At 69.1% G+C, this 15,288-nt stretch carries 17 protein-coding genes; 8 read left to right on the forward strand and 9 right to left on the reverse strand.

Annotated elements, in window-relative coordinates; all coding sequences use genetic code 11:
* Positions 1–23: 23 nt before the first annotated feature.
* From KNO15_RS09210 to KNO15_RS09220, 3 genes are all read right to left on the reverse strand, one after another.
* Positions 24–1,577, reverse strand: coding sequence for a hypothetical protein (locus KNO15_RS09210; RefSeq protein WP_241703321.1), 1,554 nt, complete (start codon positions 1,575–1,577; stop codon positions 24–26).
* Between the two features lie 45 nt (positions 1,578–1,622).
* Positions 1,623–2,339: a hypothetical protein gene (locus tag KNO15_RS09215; protein WP_241703323.1), complete on the reverse strand. Its 717-nt coding sequence runs from the start codon at positions 2,337–2,339 to the stop codon at positions 1,623–1,625.
* A 128-nt stretch (positions 2,340–2,467) separates the two neighbouring features.
* Positions 2,468–3,763: a serine hydrolase domain-containing protein gene (locus tag KNO15_RS09220; RefSeq protein WP_241703325.1), complete on the reverse strand. Its 1,296-nt coding sequence runs from the start codon at positions 3,761–3,763 to the stop codon at positions 2,468–2,470.
* A 164-nt stretch (positions 3,764–3,927) separates the two neighbouring features.
* Here KNO15_RS09220 and KNO15_RS09225 point away from each other — a divergent pair, with 164 nt between their 5' ends.
* Both KNO15_RS09225 and KNO15_RS09230 read left to right on the forward strand, forming a co-directional pair.
* Positions 3,928–5,151: a serine hydrolase domain-containing protein gene (locus tag KNO15_RS09225; protein ID WP_241703326.1), complete on the forward strand. Its 1,224-nt coding sequence runs from the start codon at positions 3,928–3,930 to the stop codon at positions 5,149–5,151.
* A 1-nt stretch (position 5,152) separates the two neighbouring features.
* Entirely contained in the window at positions 5,153–6,433 is a 1,281-nt protein-coding gene (locus KNO15_RS09230; protein WP_241703327.1) for a serine hydrolase domain-containing protein, read from the forward strand.
* Positions 6,434–6,475: 42 nt separating this feature from the next.
* On the opposite strand, the gene KNO15_RS09235 is transcribed toward KNO15_RS09230, so the two are convergent.
* On the reverse strand, positions 6,476–7,141 hold the full coding sequence (locus tag KNO15_RS09235) for a response regulator transcription factor (protein ID WP_241703328.1): 666 nt from the start codon (positions 7,139–7,141) through the stop codon (positions 6,476–6,478).
* Positions 7,132–8,934 carry a sensor histidine kinase gene (locus tag KNO15_RS09240; RefSeq protein WP_241703329.1) on the reverse strand — a complete coding sequence of 601 codons (1,803 nt, stop codon included), beginning with the start codon at positions 8,932–8,934 and terminating at the stop codon, positions 7,132–7,134. The genes KNO15_RS09235 and KNO15_RS09240 overlap by 10 nt, the downstream gene beginning before the upstream one ends.
* Positions 8,935–9,095: 161 nt before the next feature.
* Between KNO15_RS09240 and KNO15_RS09245 the strand changes: the two genes are divergently transcribed.
* The gene (locus KNO15_RS09245; protein ID WP_241703330.1) at positions 9,096–9,278 is read left to right on the forward strand and encodes a hypothetical protein; all 183 of its coding nucleotides are present in this window, start codon (positions 9,096–9,098) and stop codon (positions 9,276–9,278) included.
* On the opposite strand, the gene KNO15_RS09250 is transcribed toward KNO15_RS09245, so the two are convergent.
* On the reverse strand, positions 9,275–10,339 hold the full coding sequence (locus KNO15_RS09250; protein ID WP_241703331.1) for an AAA family ATPase: 1,065 nt from the start codon (positions 10,337–10,339) through the stop codon (positions 9,275–9,277). The genes KNO15_RS09245 and KNO15_RS09250 overlap by 4 nt on opposite strands.
* A gap of 32 nt (positions 10,340–10,371) precedes the next feature.
* A complete protein-coding gene (locus KNO15_RS09255) occupies positions 10,372–10,767 on the reverse strand; it encodes a hypothetical protein (protein ID WP_241703332.1) in 396 nt (131 codons plus the stop codon).
* A gap of 96 nt (positions 10,768–10,863) precedes the next feature.
* Between KNO15_RS09255 and KNO15_RS09260 the strand changes: the two genes are divergently transcribed.
* The 4 genes from KNO15_RS09260 (at position 10,864) to KNO15_RS23100 (ending at position 12,825) form a co-directional block, all read left to right on the forward strand.
* Positions 10,864–11,121 carry a DUF4287 domain-containing protein gene (locus tag KNO15_RS09260; protein ID WP_241703334.1) on the forward strand — a complete coding sequence of 86 codons (258 nt, stop codon included), beginning with the start codon at positions 10,864–10,866 and terminating at the stop codon, positions 11,119–11,121.
* Positions 11,122–11,211: 90 nt separating this feature from the next.
* Positions 11,212–11,718, forward strand: coding sequence for a hypothetical protein (locus KNO15_RS09265; RefSeq protein ID WP_241703335.1), 507 nt, complete (start codon positions 11,212–11,214; stop codon positions 11,716–11,718).
* A 118-nt stretch (positions 11,719–11,836) separates the two neighbouring features.
* A complete protein-coding gene (locus KNO15_RS09270) occupies positions 11,837–12,436 on the forward strand; it encodes a DUF308 domain-containing protein (protein WP_241703337.1) in 600 nt (199 codons plus the stop codon).
* The gene (locus KNO15_RS23100) at positions 12,433–12,825 is read left to right on the forward strand and encodes a hypothetical protein (protein WP_278046498.1); all 393 of its coding nucleotides are present in this window, start codon (positions 12,433–12,435) and stop codon (positions 12,823–12,825) included. The genes KNO15_RS09270 and KNO15_RS23100 overlap by 4 nt, the downstream gene beginning before the upstream one ends.
* Before the next feature lie 60 nt (positions 12,826–12,885).
* Here KNO15_RS23100 and purB read toward each other — a convergent pair whose 3' ends face one another.
* Both purB and KNO15_RS09285 read right to left on the reverse strand, forming a co-directional pair.
* Positions 12,886–14,265, reverse strand: coding sequence for an adenylosuccinate lyase (gene purB, locus KNO15_RS09280; RefSeq protein WP_241703339.1), 1,380 nt, complete (start codon positions 14,263–14,265; stop codon positions 12,886–12,888).
* Between the two features lie 76 nt (positions 14,266–14,341).
* On the reverse strand, positions 14,342–14,731 hold the full coding sequence (locus KNO15_RS09285) for a phage holin family protein (protein WP_241703340.1): 390 nt from the start codon (positions 14,729–14,731) through the stop codon (positions 14,342–14,344).
* A 60-nt stretch (positions 14,732–14,791) separates the two neighbouring features.
* Between KNO15_RS09285 and KNO15_RS09290 the strand changes: the two genes are divergently transcribed.
* Positions 14,792–15,286 (forward strand): hypothetical protein, encoded by a 495-nt coding sequence (locus KNO15_RS09290; RefSeq protein ID WP_241703342.1) that lies wholly within the window; start codon positions 14,792–14,794, stop codon positions 15,284–15,286.
* Positions 15,287–15,288: the final 2 nt, after the last annotated feature.

A 15,288-nucleotide genomic window follows, 5' to 3' on the forward strand; every position in this document is an offset into this window, starting at 1 on the left:
TCTCGTTCGCGGTGCGACGACTCCTACCTACCCGTCGGGGCCGGCGCCGCGCTCGGCGAGGGAGCCGTGCTCGTGGTGTCGTCGGGGTTCAACACCTCTGTGTCGGGCGACAGATGGGGGAACTTCGCGAGCTTGTCGCTCTTGATCGCCCACTGCACATTCTTGCGGTCGTCGGGCAGTTCGACGTGCACGTTCGGCAGTCTGTAGGTGACGTTCTTGGCGCGGTCGAAGATCAGGACGTCTCCGTCCGCCACGATCAACGGCATCGACACCTGGACCCAGCTCACTTCGCCGGGCTCCACATCCACCGGCATTTTCGCCTCGAAGGTCTTCTCCTCTTTCCACTGGAACTCGTACTTGTTCTTCACTGCGACACCGAACTTCTGGCCGAGGATCTTGGCGTCCGTCCGCACCGTGATCTCCAGACCGTATTTGTGCGACATCACGATCTTCTCCTCGATGACGACATCCGGCTTCCACACGTGCTTGGTGTAGTTCGCGAAGGAGTACTTCAGCTTGTCGTCCAGTGGTTTGGTCGTCTGCTTCGCGTCGGTGAGGTTCACGGTGCAGTTCTGGCTGTCGATGGAGGTGCAGAAGCGGTTCACGAGGTCGGCTGCGCTCGCGGCGTTCGTGATCACGGTCATCTTCCGGTCGCCGACGACGAGTTCGGCGTCGTACGTGCCTCGATCGCCGTTGACGGTGTCTTCTCGTGCGATCTTGCAGTCATAGGGAGTGATCTCGTCGCGGCGCAGTTCATCCAGCGGGACGCTGCCCTTGCCCGGCTGCTGGCTCGTGACGAAGCACGCCGCGTGGTGGTGGAAGATCGCGCCTCGCTCCGTCTGCGACCAGCCGACGACCCAGTAGTTCGTCGGCTTCCCGCCGTCGAGGATGCGATAGCTGAAGCGCGCTCGCGCGAGCGCACCGTTGGTGATGGTGGTGTCGCCCTCGCGCATCACGACGGCGAACTTCGTGCTCGCGTTCTCACCGAGCGTCGTGGACCCCGCTTGGGCGTAGGGAAGGTTGTTGAAGTCGTACTCGCCGTCCTTCAGCGATACGGCTCCGGTCGTGCGCAGCGTACCGGATGCCTCGGCGAAGCGGTTCTGCGAGATGGTGAAGACGGCCCGGTTCTTGGCGTCGTGGCTGCTGCTGGGCGCCTGGCAGTTCCACTCCGTCGCGGCCTCCGCTCCAGCGGTACCGGGGCGTCCCTTGTAGATCGAGCAGGAGCTGTCCCACACTCCTCGGGTGTAGTACTGGATCGATGCCTTGACCCAGTAGCCCGTCGTGTGTCCCACCATGCCGAGTTGGTAGATCAGGGTGCGGGACATGGTCTCCGATTTGGGAGCGCTGAAGGTGAAGGCGGTCGCGCCCGATGCCGGCGCGGTGACGAGAGCGGAGGACGTGCCCCCTGCCGACCCGACGACCTGTCCATCCGACAGCGTTGTGCGGAAGAGGTTGAAGACGACCTGCGCTGAGACGCTGTCGTCGGCGACGGCGGGGCCGGCGGTTCCGGCGAAGCCGGCGAGGATCACGGCCGCGAGGGCCGCGGCGGCTGCGGCGATTTTGGCTGGCGTGGACATTATCGTGCTTTCTCTTAGATGAACCCGCGGGTGTGTGCGGGTGGCTCAGGAGCAGTGGGGATCTACTGCGTTGAAGGTGACGGTCCAGTCACGGGGGCGGTACCCGCCGAGCTTCTGGTCGTCATCGGTCGACGGCGTGACGACCGCGGTCACCGACTTCGTCTCGAGGATGACGGTGTAGGGCGTTCCGGGATCGACCATGACCGGCGTCCCGTCGCCGGCCCTGACGGTGTAGCGCACGTCGGCGCTGCCGCCGGTGATGAGGAGGGTGCCGTCGTGGCCAGGATCGCTGGAGGTGCACGACGGCTGCGTTGCGGTCAGCGTTCCGACGGCCACCGACGGGCGGCAGTCGACGCCGGTCGCCGTCGCGCGCGTCGTCTGCTGTGCGTCGTTGCCTCCCCGGGAGGTTGTGATCGCGATCATCGTCGACGCCGTGCCGTCCACGGACTGCGTGAAGGTGGTCGTGCCCGGCTTCCCTGCTTTCGCGGCGGGGATCTCCGTGCCGATCGGCGAGGTGAGCAGGTCGAGGGAGCCAGGGCCGGTGAGGCCGTCGATGGCGGCCGGCGTCTCGCGGGAGTTCTCCAGTGTCCATGTCACCGTTGACGTCGTCCGGTCGGTGGCGGAACAGTCGACCGCGGCCGTGAGCGAGATCCCGTTGTCGGCGCTTCCGGACGCGCCGGTGGCCACGACGGCGACGCCGGCCCCGAGAGCGATGACCGCGACACCGATGCCGATGCCGATCCAGAGCTTCTTGGCGACCATGTGAGCTACCTCGCTGAAATGGAGAACGGGAATGGAACGCGGAATCTCGCGTCATCTCCACTCTGGGGTGGTGCCACAGTCGGCGACCATGGACTCAGGTCGCCACCGCGCAGACCTGGGTCGCGTCGCTACTTCTTCTGCGGCGCGAAGGGGATGTCGAGGGCGGCGGCGATCGAGGTGAAGATCCGGGTAGCGGGTGAGCTGCACTCCAGATCGGTGGGGTTGTCGGTGAGCGTGCGGGCCTCGCAGGCTCCGGACGGGATGTCGCTGTTCGTCATGGTGACGATGCTGACGTCGCCCGTCGTGCTGTAGAACATCGAGGTGTTGTAGCCGGGCAGCTCGCCCGCGTGCCCGACCCAGCCGTTCTCGCAGCCCCAGCCGAGGCCGTAGCCGCCGTTGCCCGGCCCGTTGAACTCGCGGAACGACGTGAGGCGCTCGATTTGCTGCTCCGCAGGGAGCAGACCGGCGCCCGTCGCCTCGGCGCGGGCGAAGCGGAGCAGGTCGGGCGCTGAGGAGATCAGCTCGCCCGCCGTCCCGCCCCACGACGGGTTCCAGTCGGTGGTGTTCGCCGGGTGTTCGGGGGTGCCGTGGCCGCCCTGCAGGGTGAAGCCCTGCGGATGGGGCTCCGGGTAGGCTGCGGAGTCCGCCGGGTAGCTCGTCTGCGACATCGTCAGCGGGGTGAGGATGCGCTGGCTGAGGACGTCCTGATAGCTCTCGCCCGTGACGTCCTCGATGATCTTGCCGAGCATGATCGTGTTCGTGTTGGAGTAGTCGAAGGCGGTGCCGGGAACGAAGTCCTGCGGCTTCAGTGCGAGCCCGATCTTCATCAGCTCGTCCAGGCTCCACGCGCGGTACGACTCGGTGAAGTAGGTGTTCTGCCAGGCGTCGTCGCGGGTGTAGCTCGAGATCCCACTGGTCATGTCCGCCAGCATCCGGATCGTGACGTCATCGCCGTTCGTGACCCCCGGGATGTACTTCGACACCGGATCGTCGAGGCTGAGCTCGCCGTCGGCGGCGAGCTGAAGGATCAGTGTGGCGGTGAAGGTCTTCGTGACCGACCCCACGCGTTGGTACATGTCCGTGGTCATCGGGGCGCCGGTCGCGGGATCCGCGACACCGTACGCCTTGAGGAAGAGGCCGGCGGGCGATTGCACCGCGACGATCGCTCCCGGCGCCGCGGCCTGGGCGAATCCGGACCTGGCGGCTGTGTCGATCGCGGCGGTCAGCTCTGCGGACATCGCCGTGGTCGGCAGGTCCGAGGTCCGTGCGACCACGGCGGCCGGATCGCTGACGCAGGTGGATGCGATCACGGTCGCGTGGGTCTTCGGGGTGCTCGTCGCCGACTGCGGTTGCGCCGTGCAGCCGACGAGGGCGGCGAGGGCGACGGAGAGCACGAGCGCCTTCGCGAAACGGGGCGGGACCACGGCAGTCTCCTTCGGACGGGTACACGGGATGCACCACACTCTCGCGTGGGTGGATCCCGCTCCGGAATGGACCTAGGCCCATGTCGGCGCAGCGACGCAGCCGGAACACTGGGGGGATCCGTGGACTGTCGAACCGCCGCGGCGCGCCGCAAAGGGGAACCGAAGTGTTGGCAACGACTCGTAGTCGTCGATCACGCCGTGCGGTATCGACGGCAGGCGTCGTCGTCGCGCTGGCCCTGCTGCTGGTGGGCTGTGCGGCGGGCGGACCCGTTCGTGGGACGTCCGCGAGCCCGGTCACGGTCGATGCGGCCACTCTGAAGGCGGAGTTCGCCCGGCTGGCGAAGAGCCTGCAGGTGCCCGGAGCCGCGATGCTCGTGCGCAGTCCGGCCGGCGACGTCACCGCGACCTATGGCGTGACCGAACTCGGAGGGTCGACTCCGGTCTCGCTCGCCGACCACTTCCGCGTCGGCTCGAACACCAAGACCATGACCGGCACCGTCATCCTGCAACTCGTGCAGGAGGGGAGGATCGCCCTCCACGATCCCGTTTCGACCTACCTGCCGAACGTGCCGAACGGCGACCACATCACGATCGAGCAGCTTCTCGACATGCGCAGCGGCCTCGCCAACTACACGGCGACCCTCGCCCTGAACACCGCGCTCGACGAGGAGCCGCAGCGCGTGTGGACGCCAGAGGAGCTGGCCGCGATGGGCCTCGCCGAGAAGCCGAACTTTGCGCCGGGCGACGACTGGTCGTACTCCAACACGAACACCGTGCTCCTCGGCCTGATCGCGCAGAAGCTGGAGGGCGAACCGCTGAGCACCATCTTCGAGAAGCGGCTCTTCGAACCGCTCGGCCTGAACCAGACCGCCCTTCCCGCGGCGACGGATGCGTCCCTGCCGGAGCCGTACACGCACGGCTACATGTATTCGAACAACGTCGACACGATGGAGTCGGCGAAGCTGCCCGCTGACGAACTGGCCCGCGCGAAAGCGGGCACGCTGCTGCCGAGCGACCAGACGAACGTCAATCCGTCCTGGGCATGGGCGGCCGGAGGAGTGATCTCGACCATCGGCGACCTGGCGAAATGGGTCGAGGCGCTCGGTGGAGGAGGACTGCTCGACGGGAAACTCCAGAAGGAGCGACTGGCCAGTGTCCGCACGGTGCCGGTCGACCTCCCCGACCCCCGGTACGGCTGGGGCATCGCCAAGATCGGCCAGCTCTACGGTCACACCGGCGAACTGCCCGGGTACAACTCGTTCATGGGCTACGACCCGGTGCACCGCGTCACGATCGTCGTCTGGACCAACCTCGCCCCGGCCGCAGACGGCAGACCGCCCGCGGCCACGATCGCCACGCGACTCATGACGAGCATCTACGGAGGATGACATGACCTCGACGCCCCTGTTCCGGGTGGCGGCCGCCACCGCGATCGTCGGCGTTCTCGCGCTGGCCGGATGCACCGCGGCGTCCGACCCCGTCCCCTCGCCGTCAGTGACCCCTGCTGCGGCCGGGTGCGTGGCGAACCCGACGGCGGCCGTCGCAGCGAAGGCGCGCGACCGCACGCAGTCCGCACTGCCCGCGAAGACGGTCGCCGCGCTCGATGCGGCTGCGCAGAAGGCCTTCGAGCTCGGCGCGTCCCCCGGTGCGATCGTGGGAGTGCGCACGCCGCAAGGCACGTGGACCAAGGCCTACGGCTCCGCGGATCCTGCCACCAACACACCCATGGCCGTCGGGATGCACACCCGGATCGCCTCGCTGACCAAGATGTACACCGCGACGATCGTCCTTCAGCTCGCCGAGGAGGGCAAGCTCTCCCTCGATGACACGATCGGCAGGTACATCCCCGGCATCCCGAACGGCGATCGGATCACCCTCACTCAGCTCGCCGACATGACGAGCGGCCTCGCCAGCTACACGATGAACGAGGCACTCCTCGACAAGTACTTCGCCGACCCCTCGGCGGTGTTCACGCCGGAGGAGGTCGTGAAAGCGGGCGTCGAGCTCTCGCCGCTGTACGCACCGGGAACGAGCTTCAACTACTCGAACACGAACACTGCGCTGCTCGGTCTCGTGATCGAGAAGGTCACCGGCCGCTCGATCGCCGACGAGCTGCAGCAGCGCATCTTCGACCCGCTGCACCTGCGCAACACCTCGTGGCCCGGAACGTCGGCCGCCATCCCCGAGCCCTACGCCCACGGTTTCACTCTCAACGGCAACACTGCGACGCCCGACGCTCCGACCGACTCCACGGACTGGAACCCGTCGTGGACGTTCACGTCCGGTGAGATCATCTCCGACATCGACGATCTGCTCACGATGGGCCGCGCCCTGGGCACAGGGCAGGGCCTGGTCGACGCGAAGACCCAGAAGGCACGACTCACCTCGTTCTCCGAGATCGGCTACGGGTTCGGGATGAGCTGCTCGAACGGGTGGGTGGGCCACACCGGCGACGTGTCCGGCTACAACACGTCCCTGTTCTACGACACCAGCACCGACACGACGGTGGCGGTGCAGACCAACAGCGATATCGCCTCGGGTGGCTGCACGCAGTCGCCGACGCTGACCGACGACCCCGGCGACGCCATCTGCCAGACTCCCGCCGTGCGGATCCTGGTCGCTCTCAGCGGTCAGCTGGGCACGGCCTACGAGCCGCCGCCGCGCTCGTAGGCCGTGCCGGCGAGCCGGTCAGCGTTCCGGTCAGCGTCCTCGTCAGCGGTCTTCGTCAGCCACTGACGCGAGGAACCGGATGACGGCGAGCACGCGTCGGTGGTCGTCGGCATCCGGGGGCAGGCCCAGCGCCGTGTAGATGTTCGAGGTGTGCTGCACGACCGCCTTCTCGGTCAGGAACAGCTGACTCGCGATCCGTGCGTTGCTGCGTCCCTCCGCCATGAGCGAGAGCACTTCGAGCTGGCGCGGGGTGAGCGAGCCCACCGCTCCGCTGGCACGGCTCGCGCGCGTCACGAGCACCGACACCACCTCGGGGTCGAGCGCGGTCCCACCCGCTGCGACGCGGCGCAGGTCGGCGGTGAAGGTCTTCACATCGGCGATGCGCTGCTTGAGCAAGTAGCCGAAGCCGCCGATGTTCTGGTCGAACAGCTCGGTCGCATACCGCCGCTGCACGTACTGCGAGAGCACGACGACAGGGATGGCGGGATCCGACTCGCGGATGCGGAGGGCGGCGATCAGCCCCTCGTCGGTGTGGGTCGGGGGCATCCGGATGTCGGTGATGACCAGGTCGGGATGGAGCAGCGCGACCTCGCGCAGGAGGGATTCGGCATCGCCGGCGACGGCGACGACCTCGAAGCCCCCGTCGGTGAGCAGGTGCCGCAGGCCTTCGCGCAGCAGCACTTCGTCTTCGCCGATGATCACGCGCATGGCAGCTCGACCTTCACTCGGGTGCCGTGGCCGGGCGGCGACTGGACGTCGAGCCTGCCTCCCAGCACGTCGGCGCGGTCCTGGAGGCTCCGCAGGCCGGCGCCGTGGTTGATGCTCGCTCCGCCGACGCCGTTGTCACGCACCTCGATGCGCAGCAGACCGCCCTCGGCGTGCAGAGACACCCGCACCGCTGACGCGCGCGAGTGCTTGACGGCGTTGGTCAGCGTCTCGGCGATGATCAGATACGCGGTGTGAACCGTCGTGGCGGGGATCGCCTCGTCGTCGACGTCGGCCACGAGGGTCGCCGGGATCGACAGCCGGTCGACCAGGTCCTCCACGGCGGCGGTCAGCCCCTGCTCCGTGAGCGTCACCGGCAGCACGTTGTGCACGACGCGGCGCAGGTCGGCGGCGGCTTCGTCCAGTCCGCGCCGGAGCCGGGCGGAGGCTTCGCTCACGGCGGGCGTCGCGTCCGGAGCATTCGCGATGGTCTGGGCGGCGAGCGCGAGCAGCACGAGCTGCACCTGGATGCCGTCATGGAGATCCTGCGCGATGCGGGCGCGTTCGCGATCGGCGGTCTGGACGAGGCGGATGCGCGACTGTACGAGGGCTTCGTTGGTCGCAAGCAGTTGAGCGGTGAGACGCTCCCGATCGACGGCGATGGCGAGCACATCGCCCGCCCGGCGCACGGGTTCGGGGTCGGCCGTCATCCGCGTGTCATAGACGATCGCGCCGACGAGCCGGGATTCGACGCGGACCTCGCACCACCCTCGGTCCGGTCCGTGCTGCTCCGTCCCCACGGGCGCGCCGAACTCGTCGACGAACTCCTCCTGTTCGTCCGACCAGTAGACCACGCGCAGAGAGTCGTCTCCGAGCGTGCTCGCCAGCGCCTGCGCGACGGCGGGCCTGCCTGCGCCCGTGATCCCCAGCCACGCACTCAGCGGCTCGAGCTCACCCGTGCGCTGGAATCCTCCGAGCAGCACCCCGATCAGGAAGGCGATCGGGATCGCCGCGAACAGGATGAGCTGGATGACACCGCCCAGCTTCGGGTCGAGCCCGAGCGACAGTACGACCGGGTTCGCGAACGAGAGCAGCAGCACGGCGATGATGCCGTAGCTGAACAGGGGCAGGAGCACCCGTCGATGCCGGGCGTCTGCGGCGATGAGACGCCGGGTCAGCACGATCGCGGTCAGGACCATCACCACGATGCCCAGCCACATCTGAATGGTCGAGACGGTGGCGTACACGGCCGGGTTCGTGGGCGCCAGGAACGGCACCAGCTGCAGCACGGGCGAGGCCACCCACCCCAGCACGACGGTCGTGATCGACAAGCGCCCGTGGAGCCGGCCGGACGGGAACGCGTGCAACAGCTGGACCGTCAGAGCGAGCGGGCTCGTCGCGAAGATGACGCTCACCACGGTGAGGGCTGGGATGCCGAGATTGGCGAGCCCGGACAGGAAGAAGCCGACGCCGCCGATCACCAGAAGGAGGCCGGTGGCGTTGTGCGGACGGCGCCACCAGGCCACCAGCCCGGCCGCGACCCAGATCCAGAACTCCGCTGTGAAGAGATCGACCGCCCAGGCCAGCTCGGGGTTCTCGAGCCCCAGCGCGATCTGCACGCCCCCGAGCAGGAACGCGAAGACCGCCACCATGGTGAGCGCGGCCGACCGTGATCGACCGCGGGCGGGGCGCAGTCCTGCGTCGGTCGACCGGCCGGCGGTTCCAGACGTGAGCCAGGCCGCCGTGGCCGCCGCCGACGGCGTTTCGGTCGCAACCGCATCCGCTGTTTCCGTCATGGGTCGGCGCTGCTTCCTCCCTGGAGGGAACGATGGTTCTACCCGCACATGATCGCGGTCCGGTAGCGGGCACGGCAATGGATCTGGGTCCGGTGTGCGCGAGTTCATCGCCGGAGGGCGCCGAGCTTCCGCGCCACACGCCCACGGCGTATCTTGACACCGTGAGCACTCTTCGCGAACGCATCGCACGCTGGCTCCGGCGTCAGCGCGGCTACCAGCCGCCGGCCGGCCGGCTGACCGAGGACACGATCCAGCGCCTCCCGAGCGGCGGCGTCATCCAGCGCATGCCGGGCGACACCCTCGATCGAACGGGCTTCCCCTCCCGGCAGGGGCCGGGCGCCTAGCTCTTCGCCTGCCAGCCTGAGGCGCGGAGGACTTCGCCGGCGATGTCGTGCACCGAGCGATGGTCCGTCGCGATCCGGTACGCGCTCGAAGCGGAGTCGAGCAGGGCCGCGGCCGCGCTGCTGCGTGCGATGTGCTCGTCGAGCCCCGTGCCGATCTCGCGACATGCGAGCCGGTCTGCTGCTGTCTCGTCCGACGCCGTCAGCAGTACACCGAACGAACGCACATTCGTGCCGAGGGACTCCGTCAGCGTCGGCAGCTGCAGCACACTGACCGTGTTCGTGAAGATCAGCCGCGTGTAGCCGACCGCCCGATAGTTGCGCCACATGGCTGCCAGGTTCCTCTCGGCGAGGTCGATGCCGTCACGCCACGGCTCCGGAAACGCCCGGTCGAGGTTGTCGCCCTCGATGACCGCGTGACGGATGCCGGCCTCCGCCAGAATGCGGGATGCTTCAGCGGCCACGCTCGTCTTGCCGCTCCCCGAGCGACCTCCGATGACGATGAGGTCGGTCCCGGCCGGGCCGGTCCGCGCTCCGATCGCCCGCAGTACGTCCTCTCCCGTCAGGCCCGCGACGGACTCGACGACGATCGCGTCCTCCTCCGCGTCCGGCTCCTCGAACTGCGCGAGGTGCTCCGCCATGACCTCGTCTGCGACGTCGTGCCTGTCGGCCGACCGCCGGTTGTCCCTCAGGCGCTGCCGGATGACCTCGTCCGGAGCGTGCACGTAGACCAGGGCGAACGCAGCGCTCGCATCGTCGGCGATGCGCCGCCACCCGTCCCTCAGGAATCTCAGCGAGTTGGTGTCGTCCACGACCACCGACTGGCCGGCGCGCAGGACCGCAGCGACCCGCTCGGCGGCGAGCTCGTTGGTGCGCACCCACTCGGCCACCGGGATGCCGTCGCCACCACGGAGGCCTCGCTCTTCGTTGATCGCGTCCAGGCCGACCACCTCGGCGGCCAGCGTCCCGGCGATCTCGCGGGCGAGAGTCGACTTGCCGGAGAAGGAGCGCCCGCACATCGCGATGAGGATCCGGGGCAGCGTGCGAGGCTCGACGTCATCCATCCGGTCAGACTAGGGCGCGCCGGCTCGAGCCCTCACCTCCGCCGCACCGCGTACACGATCGTGCCGCCCGCGTCGGTCAGCCGCACGTCGTACCCGGGGCCGGTGTAACTCGCTGGGGCGGGCCGCAGCGACCGGGTCAGGTAGCCCGCCGCGGCGAGGCGGTTCGTCGCCTCGGCCAGGCCCTGGTCGCCCGCGGGGGCGATGGCCACGATCCAGCCGTGGGCGGCGTCGCCGATCGCGGCGACCACCCTGCCGGCGACCAGCGGCACCTGGACGCGCGGGAAGTCGGCGGGGAGGGAGGTCGATCTCGTGGCCTGCACCGGGAAGTCGTCGACGGAGCTGTTCGTCCCCGTCGTGCAGCCGGCGAGCAGCGCCGCCAGCAGGAGGGCGACGCCGGCCGCCGCCGCGCGTCGCGATGTCGTGTTCATGGATGTTCTCCGTTCGTCGGTCGTCGTCAGAACGTCGAACGTGAGGGGGCAGGATCGACAGCCTCGGGCTGCACGATGCCGGGATAGGATCGCGGCATGTCCGAGCATCGCGTCCTCGCCCCGACCATCGCACCGGGCGAGAAGGTCATGGGTCCGGCGTCCTACTTCCCGAGTATCGAGAAGCACTACGGGCGTCCTGTGCAGGACTGGCTGGATCTGGCCGTCGGACGGCTCGAGGGCGGCGCGTCGCACATGGAGGTCGTCGACTGGCTCAAGTCGGAGTACGGGATGGGCCACGGGCACGCGAACGCCGTCGTCGGCTACGCGCGCGCCGAGCTCGCGAAGGGCGTGTGACCGCGGAGCGACGATGAGAGCCGCCGGGCCGCGGGAGGAATCATCCTGCGGAATGACGCGGATGCCTGCCGCTTGGCATGGAATGGGAGCATGAACACCGTCCTCATCTCGTTGCTGCAGGGCGCAGGCCCTGTCGCGCTCGCGGTGGTGTCGTTCGCGCTCGCGTTCACCTGGCCCAGCCTGATGGAACCCGTGGGCCGGCTGAGCGGCGAACGCGCGCGCCTGACAGCCTTCACCGCGGTCGGCGCGGCCCTCCTGCTCGCCTGCTCCGTCGTGTACGTCGTCCCCGGCCTGCTGCTCACGGACGACCTCGGCGCCATCGTCGCTCTTCCGATCGTCGCCACCTGGACGATCGTGGCGGCCGCTCTCTGCGTGCGGGCCGCCCTTCAGGCCGGAGTAGCGCGCGTGGTCTCGGCCGCCTTCGCGATCGTCGCCGCCTTCGGGGGCGTCGCCGGTGTTCTCGTCGCGCTGAGCGCGCACCACGCGATCGCCGCCACGATCCTCCCCACCGGGGCCTTCGTGCTCGTGGTCAGCGCGATCGCCGCTTTCATCGGCTGGGCACGCGTCGAACCGGTCGTCGAGGGTGCCCCCGCGTAGGGATCGGACCGCAGCGAGGATTCGAGAAGGGACACGGCGAGCGCGGCTGTGCGCGGCAAACGCGCAGGAAGCCCCCGACTAGACTGGGGAGCGAATCCTGATTGAGAGAGGTCGCCGAGTGGCACCCGCCGTTCCCCAGAATCAGGGCGATCCGAACCCGAGCCGTTATTGGGTCGTCCCCGCTGTGCGCGCGCTCGTCGCGCTTGCGATCGCCGCTGTCGTCACTTTCACCCGCGACGCGCACACCGCTCAGTTCGGTCTCATCGTCTTCGGGTTCTTCGGCGTGGCGGACGGCCTCGCGACCAGCGTCCTCTCCCTGCTGTTCAGCTCGCGCGGCCTCACCAGGACCCTCTTCGCCGTCCAGGGCGGGATCGGCGTGGTCGCCGGCGTGGTCGCCCTCGCGCTCAACGGCGGCGGCCTCGGCCTGTACCTCTATCTCGTGACGGTCTGGGCCGCCCTCACGGGCGTCCTCGAGCTCTACAGCTGGGTGCGCGAGCGTCGGCGTGACGCCGCCGCTCGCGACTGGCTCATCACGGGGGCGCTGACGGCGATCCTGGCCCTCGTGCTCCTCCTCGTTCCGGCCGACGCCGTCCTCGCCATCGGGCTCTTCGGAGCGTGGGCCGTCATCGTCGGCGTCTTCCAGGGCATCGGGGCGGCGTCGCTGCGCACGGCCGCGCGGACCGCCGCAGCCGCCCGCCGGATGGAGAGCGGATCGTGACCAAGCGCGACAAGAAAGACCCCAGCGTGAGCAACAGCCTCCAGCCGACCCGCCGCGATCGTTTCCTCCCCGCCGAGCTCCTCGGCATCTCCGCCGGTCTCGGCGTCTTCGTGGGGCTCATCGTGCTGATCGCGACGCGGGAGTTCATCCTCGCCGGCGTCGCGTTGGGCGTCGCCTTCATCCTGTCGCTGGTGCTGATGGCGCTCTTCGCGCTCGCGTTCAAGCCGACGGCGGCCGAGGTCGAGGACATCCACGAACAGGACGTCGAGGCGCAGGCGAAGGCCGCGGAGAGGGCCGGCGATGCGGCTCGCCCGGCCTCCGAAGGCAGCGCGAGCGGCTCCGCCGCGCAGGGCGAGGCACCCGACGAAGGCCGGCCGACCGGCCACTGAGCCCCCGCCGGAACAGCGGCGGCCCGGAACGGCGGCGGTGCGGCTGCGAGCCGATCGCCGTCAGAGGCGGTCGACCAGCTCCGAGGCCAAGCCGGTGTACGCGGCCGGCGTGAGCGCCAACAGGCGGTTCTTCGCCGCCTGCCCGATGTCGAGACCGTCGACGAACGCGGTGAGCGCCTCATGGTCGACGCGCTTGCCGCGCGTGAGCTCCTTCAGCAGGGCGTACGGGTCGGAGATCGTGGACCGACCGGCAGTGACCTCCGCCCGGATGACGGTCTGGATGGCCTCCGCCAGCACCTCCCAGTTGAGGTCGAGGTCGGCGGCGAGAGCCTCGCGATCGAGCGAGACCTGGGCGAGGCCGCGCTGGATGTTGTCCAGGGCGAGCAGCGAGTGCCCGAGACCGACGCCGATGTTGCGCTGCGTGGTCGAGTCGGTGAGGTCGCGCTGCAGCCGGCTCGTCACCAGGGTCGACGCGAGCGAGTCGAGCACGGCGCTCGACAGCTCGAGGTTGGCCTCGGCGTTCTCGAAGCGGATCGGGTTGACCTTGTGCGGCATCGTCGACGAGCCGGTCGCACCGGGCTCCGGGGTCTGCCGGAAGTAGCCGAGAGAGATGTAGGTCCAGACGTCGGTGCACAGGTTGTGGAGCACGCGGTTGGCGTGCGAGATGCGGGAGTAGAGCTCGGCCTGCCAGTCGTGCGACTCGATCTGGGTCGTCAGCGGGTTCCAGCCGAGGCCGAGGCTCTCGACGAACTCGCGCGACACTCGCGGCCAGTCGGCCTCGGGATCGGCGACCAGGTGGGCGGCGAACGTGCCGGTAGCGCCGCTGAACTTGCCGAGGTACTCGGTCTTCTCGATCTGGGCGCGCAGTCGCTCGAGACGGTGCACGAAGACCGCGAGCTCCTTGCCCATGGTCGTCGGGGTCGCCGGCTGGCCGTGCGTGCGCGCCAGCATGGCGTCGTCGCGGTACTGGACGGCCTGGGCGCGCAGCTCCGCGATCACCGCGCGGAAAGCGGGCAGCCACACCTGGGCGACGGCGGCGTTGACCGTCAGGGCGTAGGAGAGGTTGTTGATGTCCTCGCTGGTGGCGGCGAAGTGGGTCAGCTCGGCGATGCGGTCGAGGCCGAGCGCGTGCAGGCGCTCGCGCACCAGGTACTCGACGGCTTTCACGTCGTGCTTGGTCGTGGCCTCCAGCTCGGCGAGCCGGTCGATCTCGGCCTGGCCGAAGTCGTCCGCGAGCGAGCGCAGCTGGCGGGCCTGCTCGTCGGTCAGCGGGCTGGAACCGAACATCCGGTGGGAGGTCAGGTAGAGCAGCCACTCGACCTCCACCTGCACGCGCGCCCGGTTCAGACCCGCCTCGGAGAGGTGGTCGCCGAGACCGAGGACTGCGGAGCGGTAGCGGCCGTCCAGGGGGCTGAGCGGCTGGGGAGGCAGGGCGGTCATGAGACTCCTCGCGGGGATCGGCGTGGTGGGATCGCTCCTATTCTCCCGCACTCCGCGAAGCCTCGGCGCTCGCGGGTCAGCGGTCGCGCGTGAGCGGCCGGAAGATCAGGCCGATGAGCCAGCCGATGATGCCGAGTACGAGCGCGCCCCAGAGACCTGCCCAGAAGCCGTCCACGTGGAGGCCGAAGCCCATCAGGCTGCTGATCCACGACACCAGGAGCAGCAGCAGCGCGTTCACGACGAACGAGATGAGGCCGAGGGTGAGGATGTACAGCGGGAACGCGATGACGCGGACCACGGTTCCGACGACCGCGTTGACCACGCCGAAGATCAGCGCGACGAGGAGGTAGGTCAGGACGGTCGCCGTGCTGTCCTGGGCGTACGGAACGACGGTGACGCCGGAGACGATGAACGTCGTCAGCCAGAGCGCCAGGGCGTTGATGATCACCTTGAGCAGGAATCGCATGCCGACATCCTCCCAAACGGGAGGCGCGCGCGGCAGGGGCTCGCCGCTAGAGTCGCGGGCGTGACCTTCAACGGGATGCCGGACAAGAACGGGCTCACGCCGTCGCAGTACAGCAGCGTCGACCGCGAGAAGAAGGTGTACCCGCCGATCCAGTGGTGGCCGCTGCGCCTGACGAGCCCCACGCAGAAGGTCGCGGTCTGGGTCGTCTGGATCGTTGCCGGCGTTCTCGTTCGATGGGCGCTCGACCTGGTCGCTTCCACGGCGGCCGTGAGCGACCTCTGGGTCATCCTCGGAACCGTCGTCATCGTCGCGTTCGCGCGTTCGTGCCGCGGCTGGAGCGAGCCGGTCGCGCCCCCGCGCGCATGGTGGCGGTTGACCGCCCGGCCGCTCGCGGGCTGGTGGCTCGCCGGGCTGCACCTGTTCGCCGTCGCGGCACCGTTCGTTCAGGGATGGCCGCTGGAGGTGGACCTTCCCGGGATCACGACCCTGTTCCTCGGCCTCGCCTTCCTCAACTCCTCCATCCGGCTCACCATCCAGCGGCACCGCACGCAGTAGAG

The sequence above is a fragment of the Leifsonia shinshuensis genome (assembly GCF_022606355.1).
Lineage (GTDB): Bacteria > Actinomycetota > Actinomycetes > Actinomycetales > Microbacteriaceae > Leifsonia > Leifsonia shinshuensis_B.

Bases quoted from the DNA above. Each gene is read 5' to 3' on its own strand.
- KNO15_RS09210 (WP_241703321.1), bottom strand. From the start codon at position 1,577: ATGTCCACGCCAGCCAAAATCGCCGCAGCCGCCGCGGCCCTCGCGGCC.
- KNO15_RS09215 (WP_241703323.1), bottom strand. From the start codon at position 2,339: ATGGTCGCCAAGAAGCTCTGGATCGGCATCGGCATCGGTGTCGCGGTC.
- KNO15_RS09230 (WP_241703327.1), top strand. From the start codon at position 5,153: ATGACCTCGACGCCCCTGTTCCGGGTGGCGGCCGCCACCGCGATCGTC.
- KNO15_RS09235 (WP_241703328.1), bottom strand. From the start codon at position 7,141: ATGCGCGTGATCATCGGCGAAGACGAAGTGCTGCTGCGCGAAGGCCTG.
- KNO15_RS09240 (WP_241703329.1), bottom strand. From the start codon at position 8,934: ATGACGGAAACAGCGGATGCGGTTGCGACCGAAACGCCGTCGGCGGCG.
- KNO15_RS09250 (WP_241703331.1), bottom strand. From the start codon at position 10,339: ATGGATGACGTCGAGCCTCGCACGCTGCCCCGGATCCTCATCGCGATG.
- KNO15_RS09255 (WP_241703332.1), bottom strand. From the start codon at position 10,767: ATGAACACGACATCGCGACGCGCGGCGGCGGCCGGCGTCGCCCTCCTG.
- KNO15_RS09260 (WP_241703334.1), top strand. From the start codon at position 10,864: ATGTCCGAGCATCGCGTCCTCGCCCCGACCATCGCACCGGGCGAGAAG.
- KNO15_RS09265 (WP_241703335.1), top strand. From the start codon at position 11,212: ATGAACACCGTCCTCATCTCGTTGCTGCAGGGCGCAGGCCCTGTCGCG.
- purB (WP_241703339.1), bottom strand. From the start codon at position 14,265: ATGACCGCCCTGCCTCCCCAGCCGCTCAGCCCCCTGGACGGCCGCTAC.
- KNO15_RS09285 (WP_241703340.1), bottom strand. From the start codon at position 14,731: ATGCGATTCCTGCTCAAGGTGATCATCAACGCCCTGGCGCTCTGGCTG.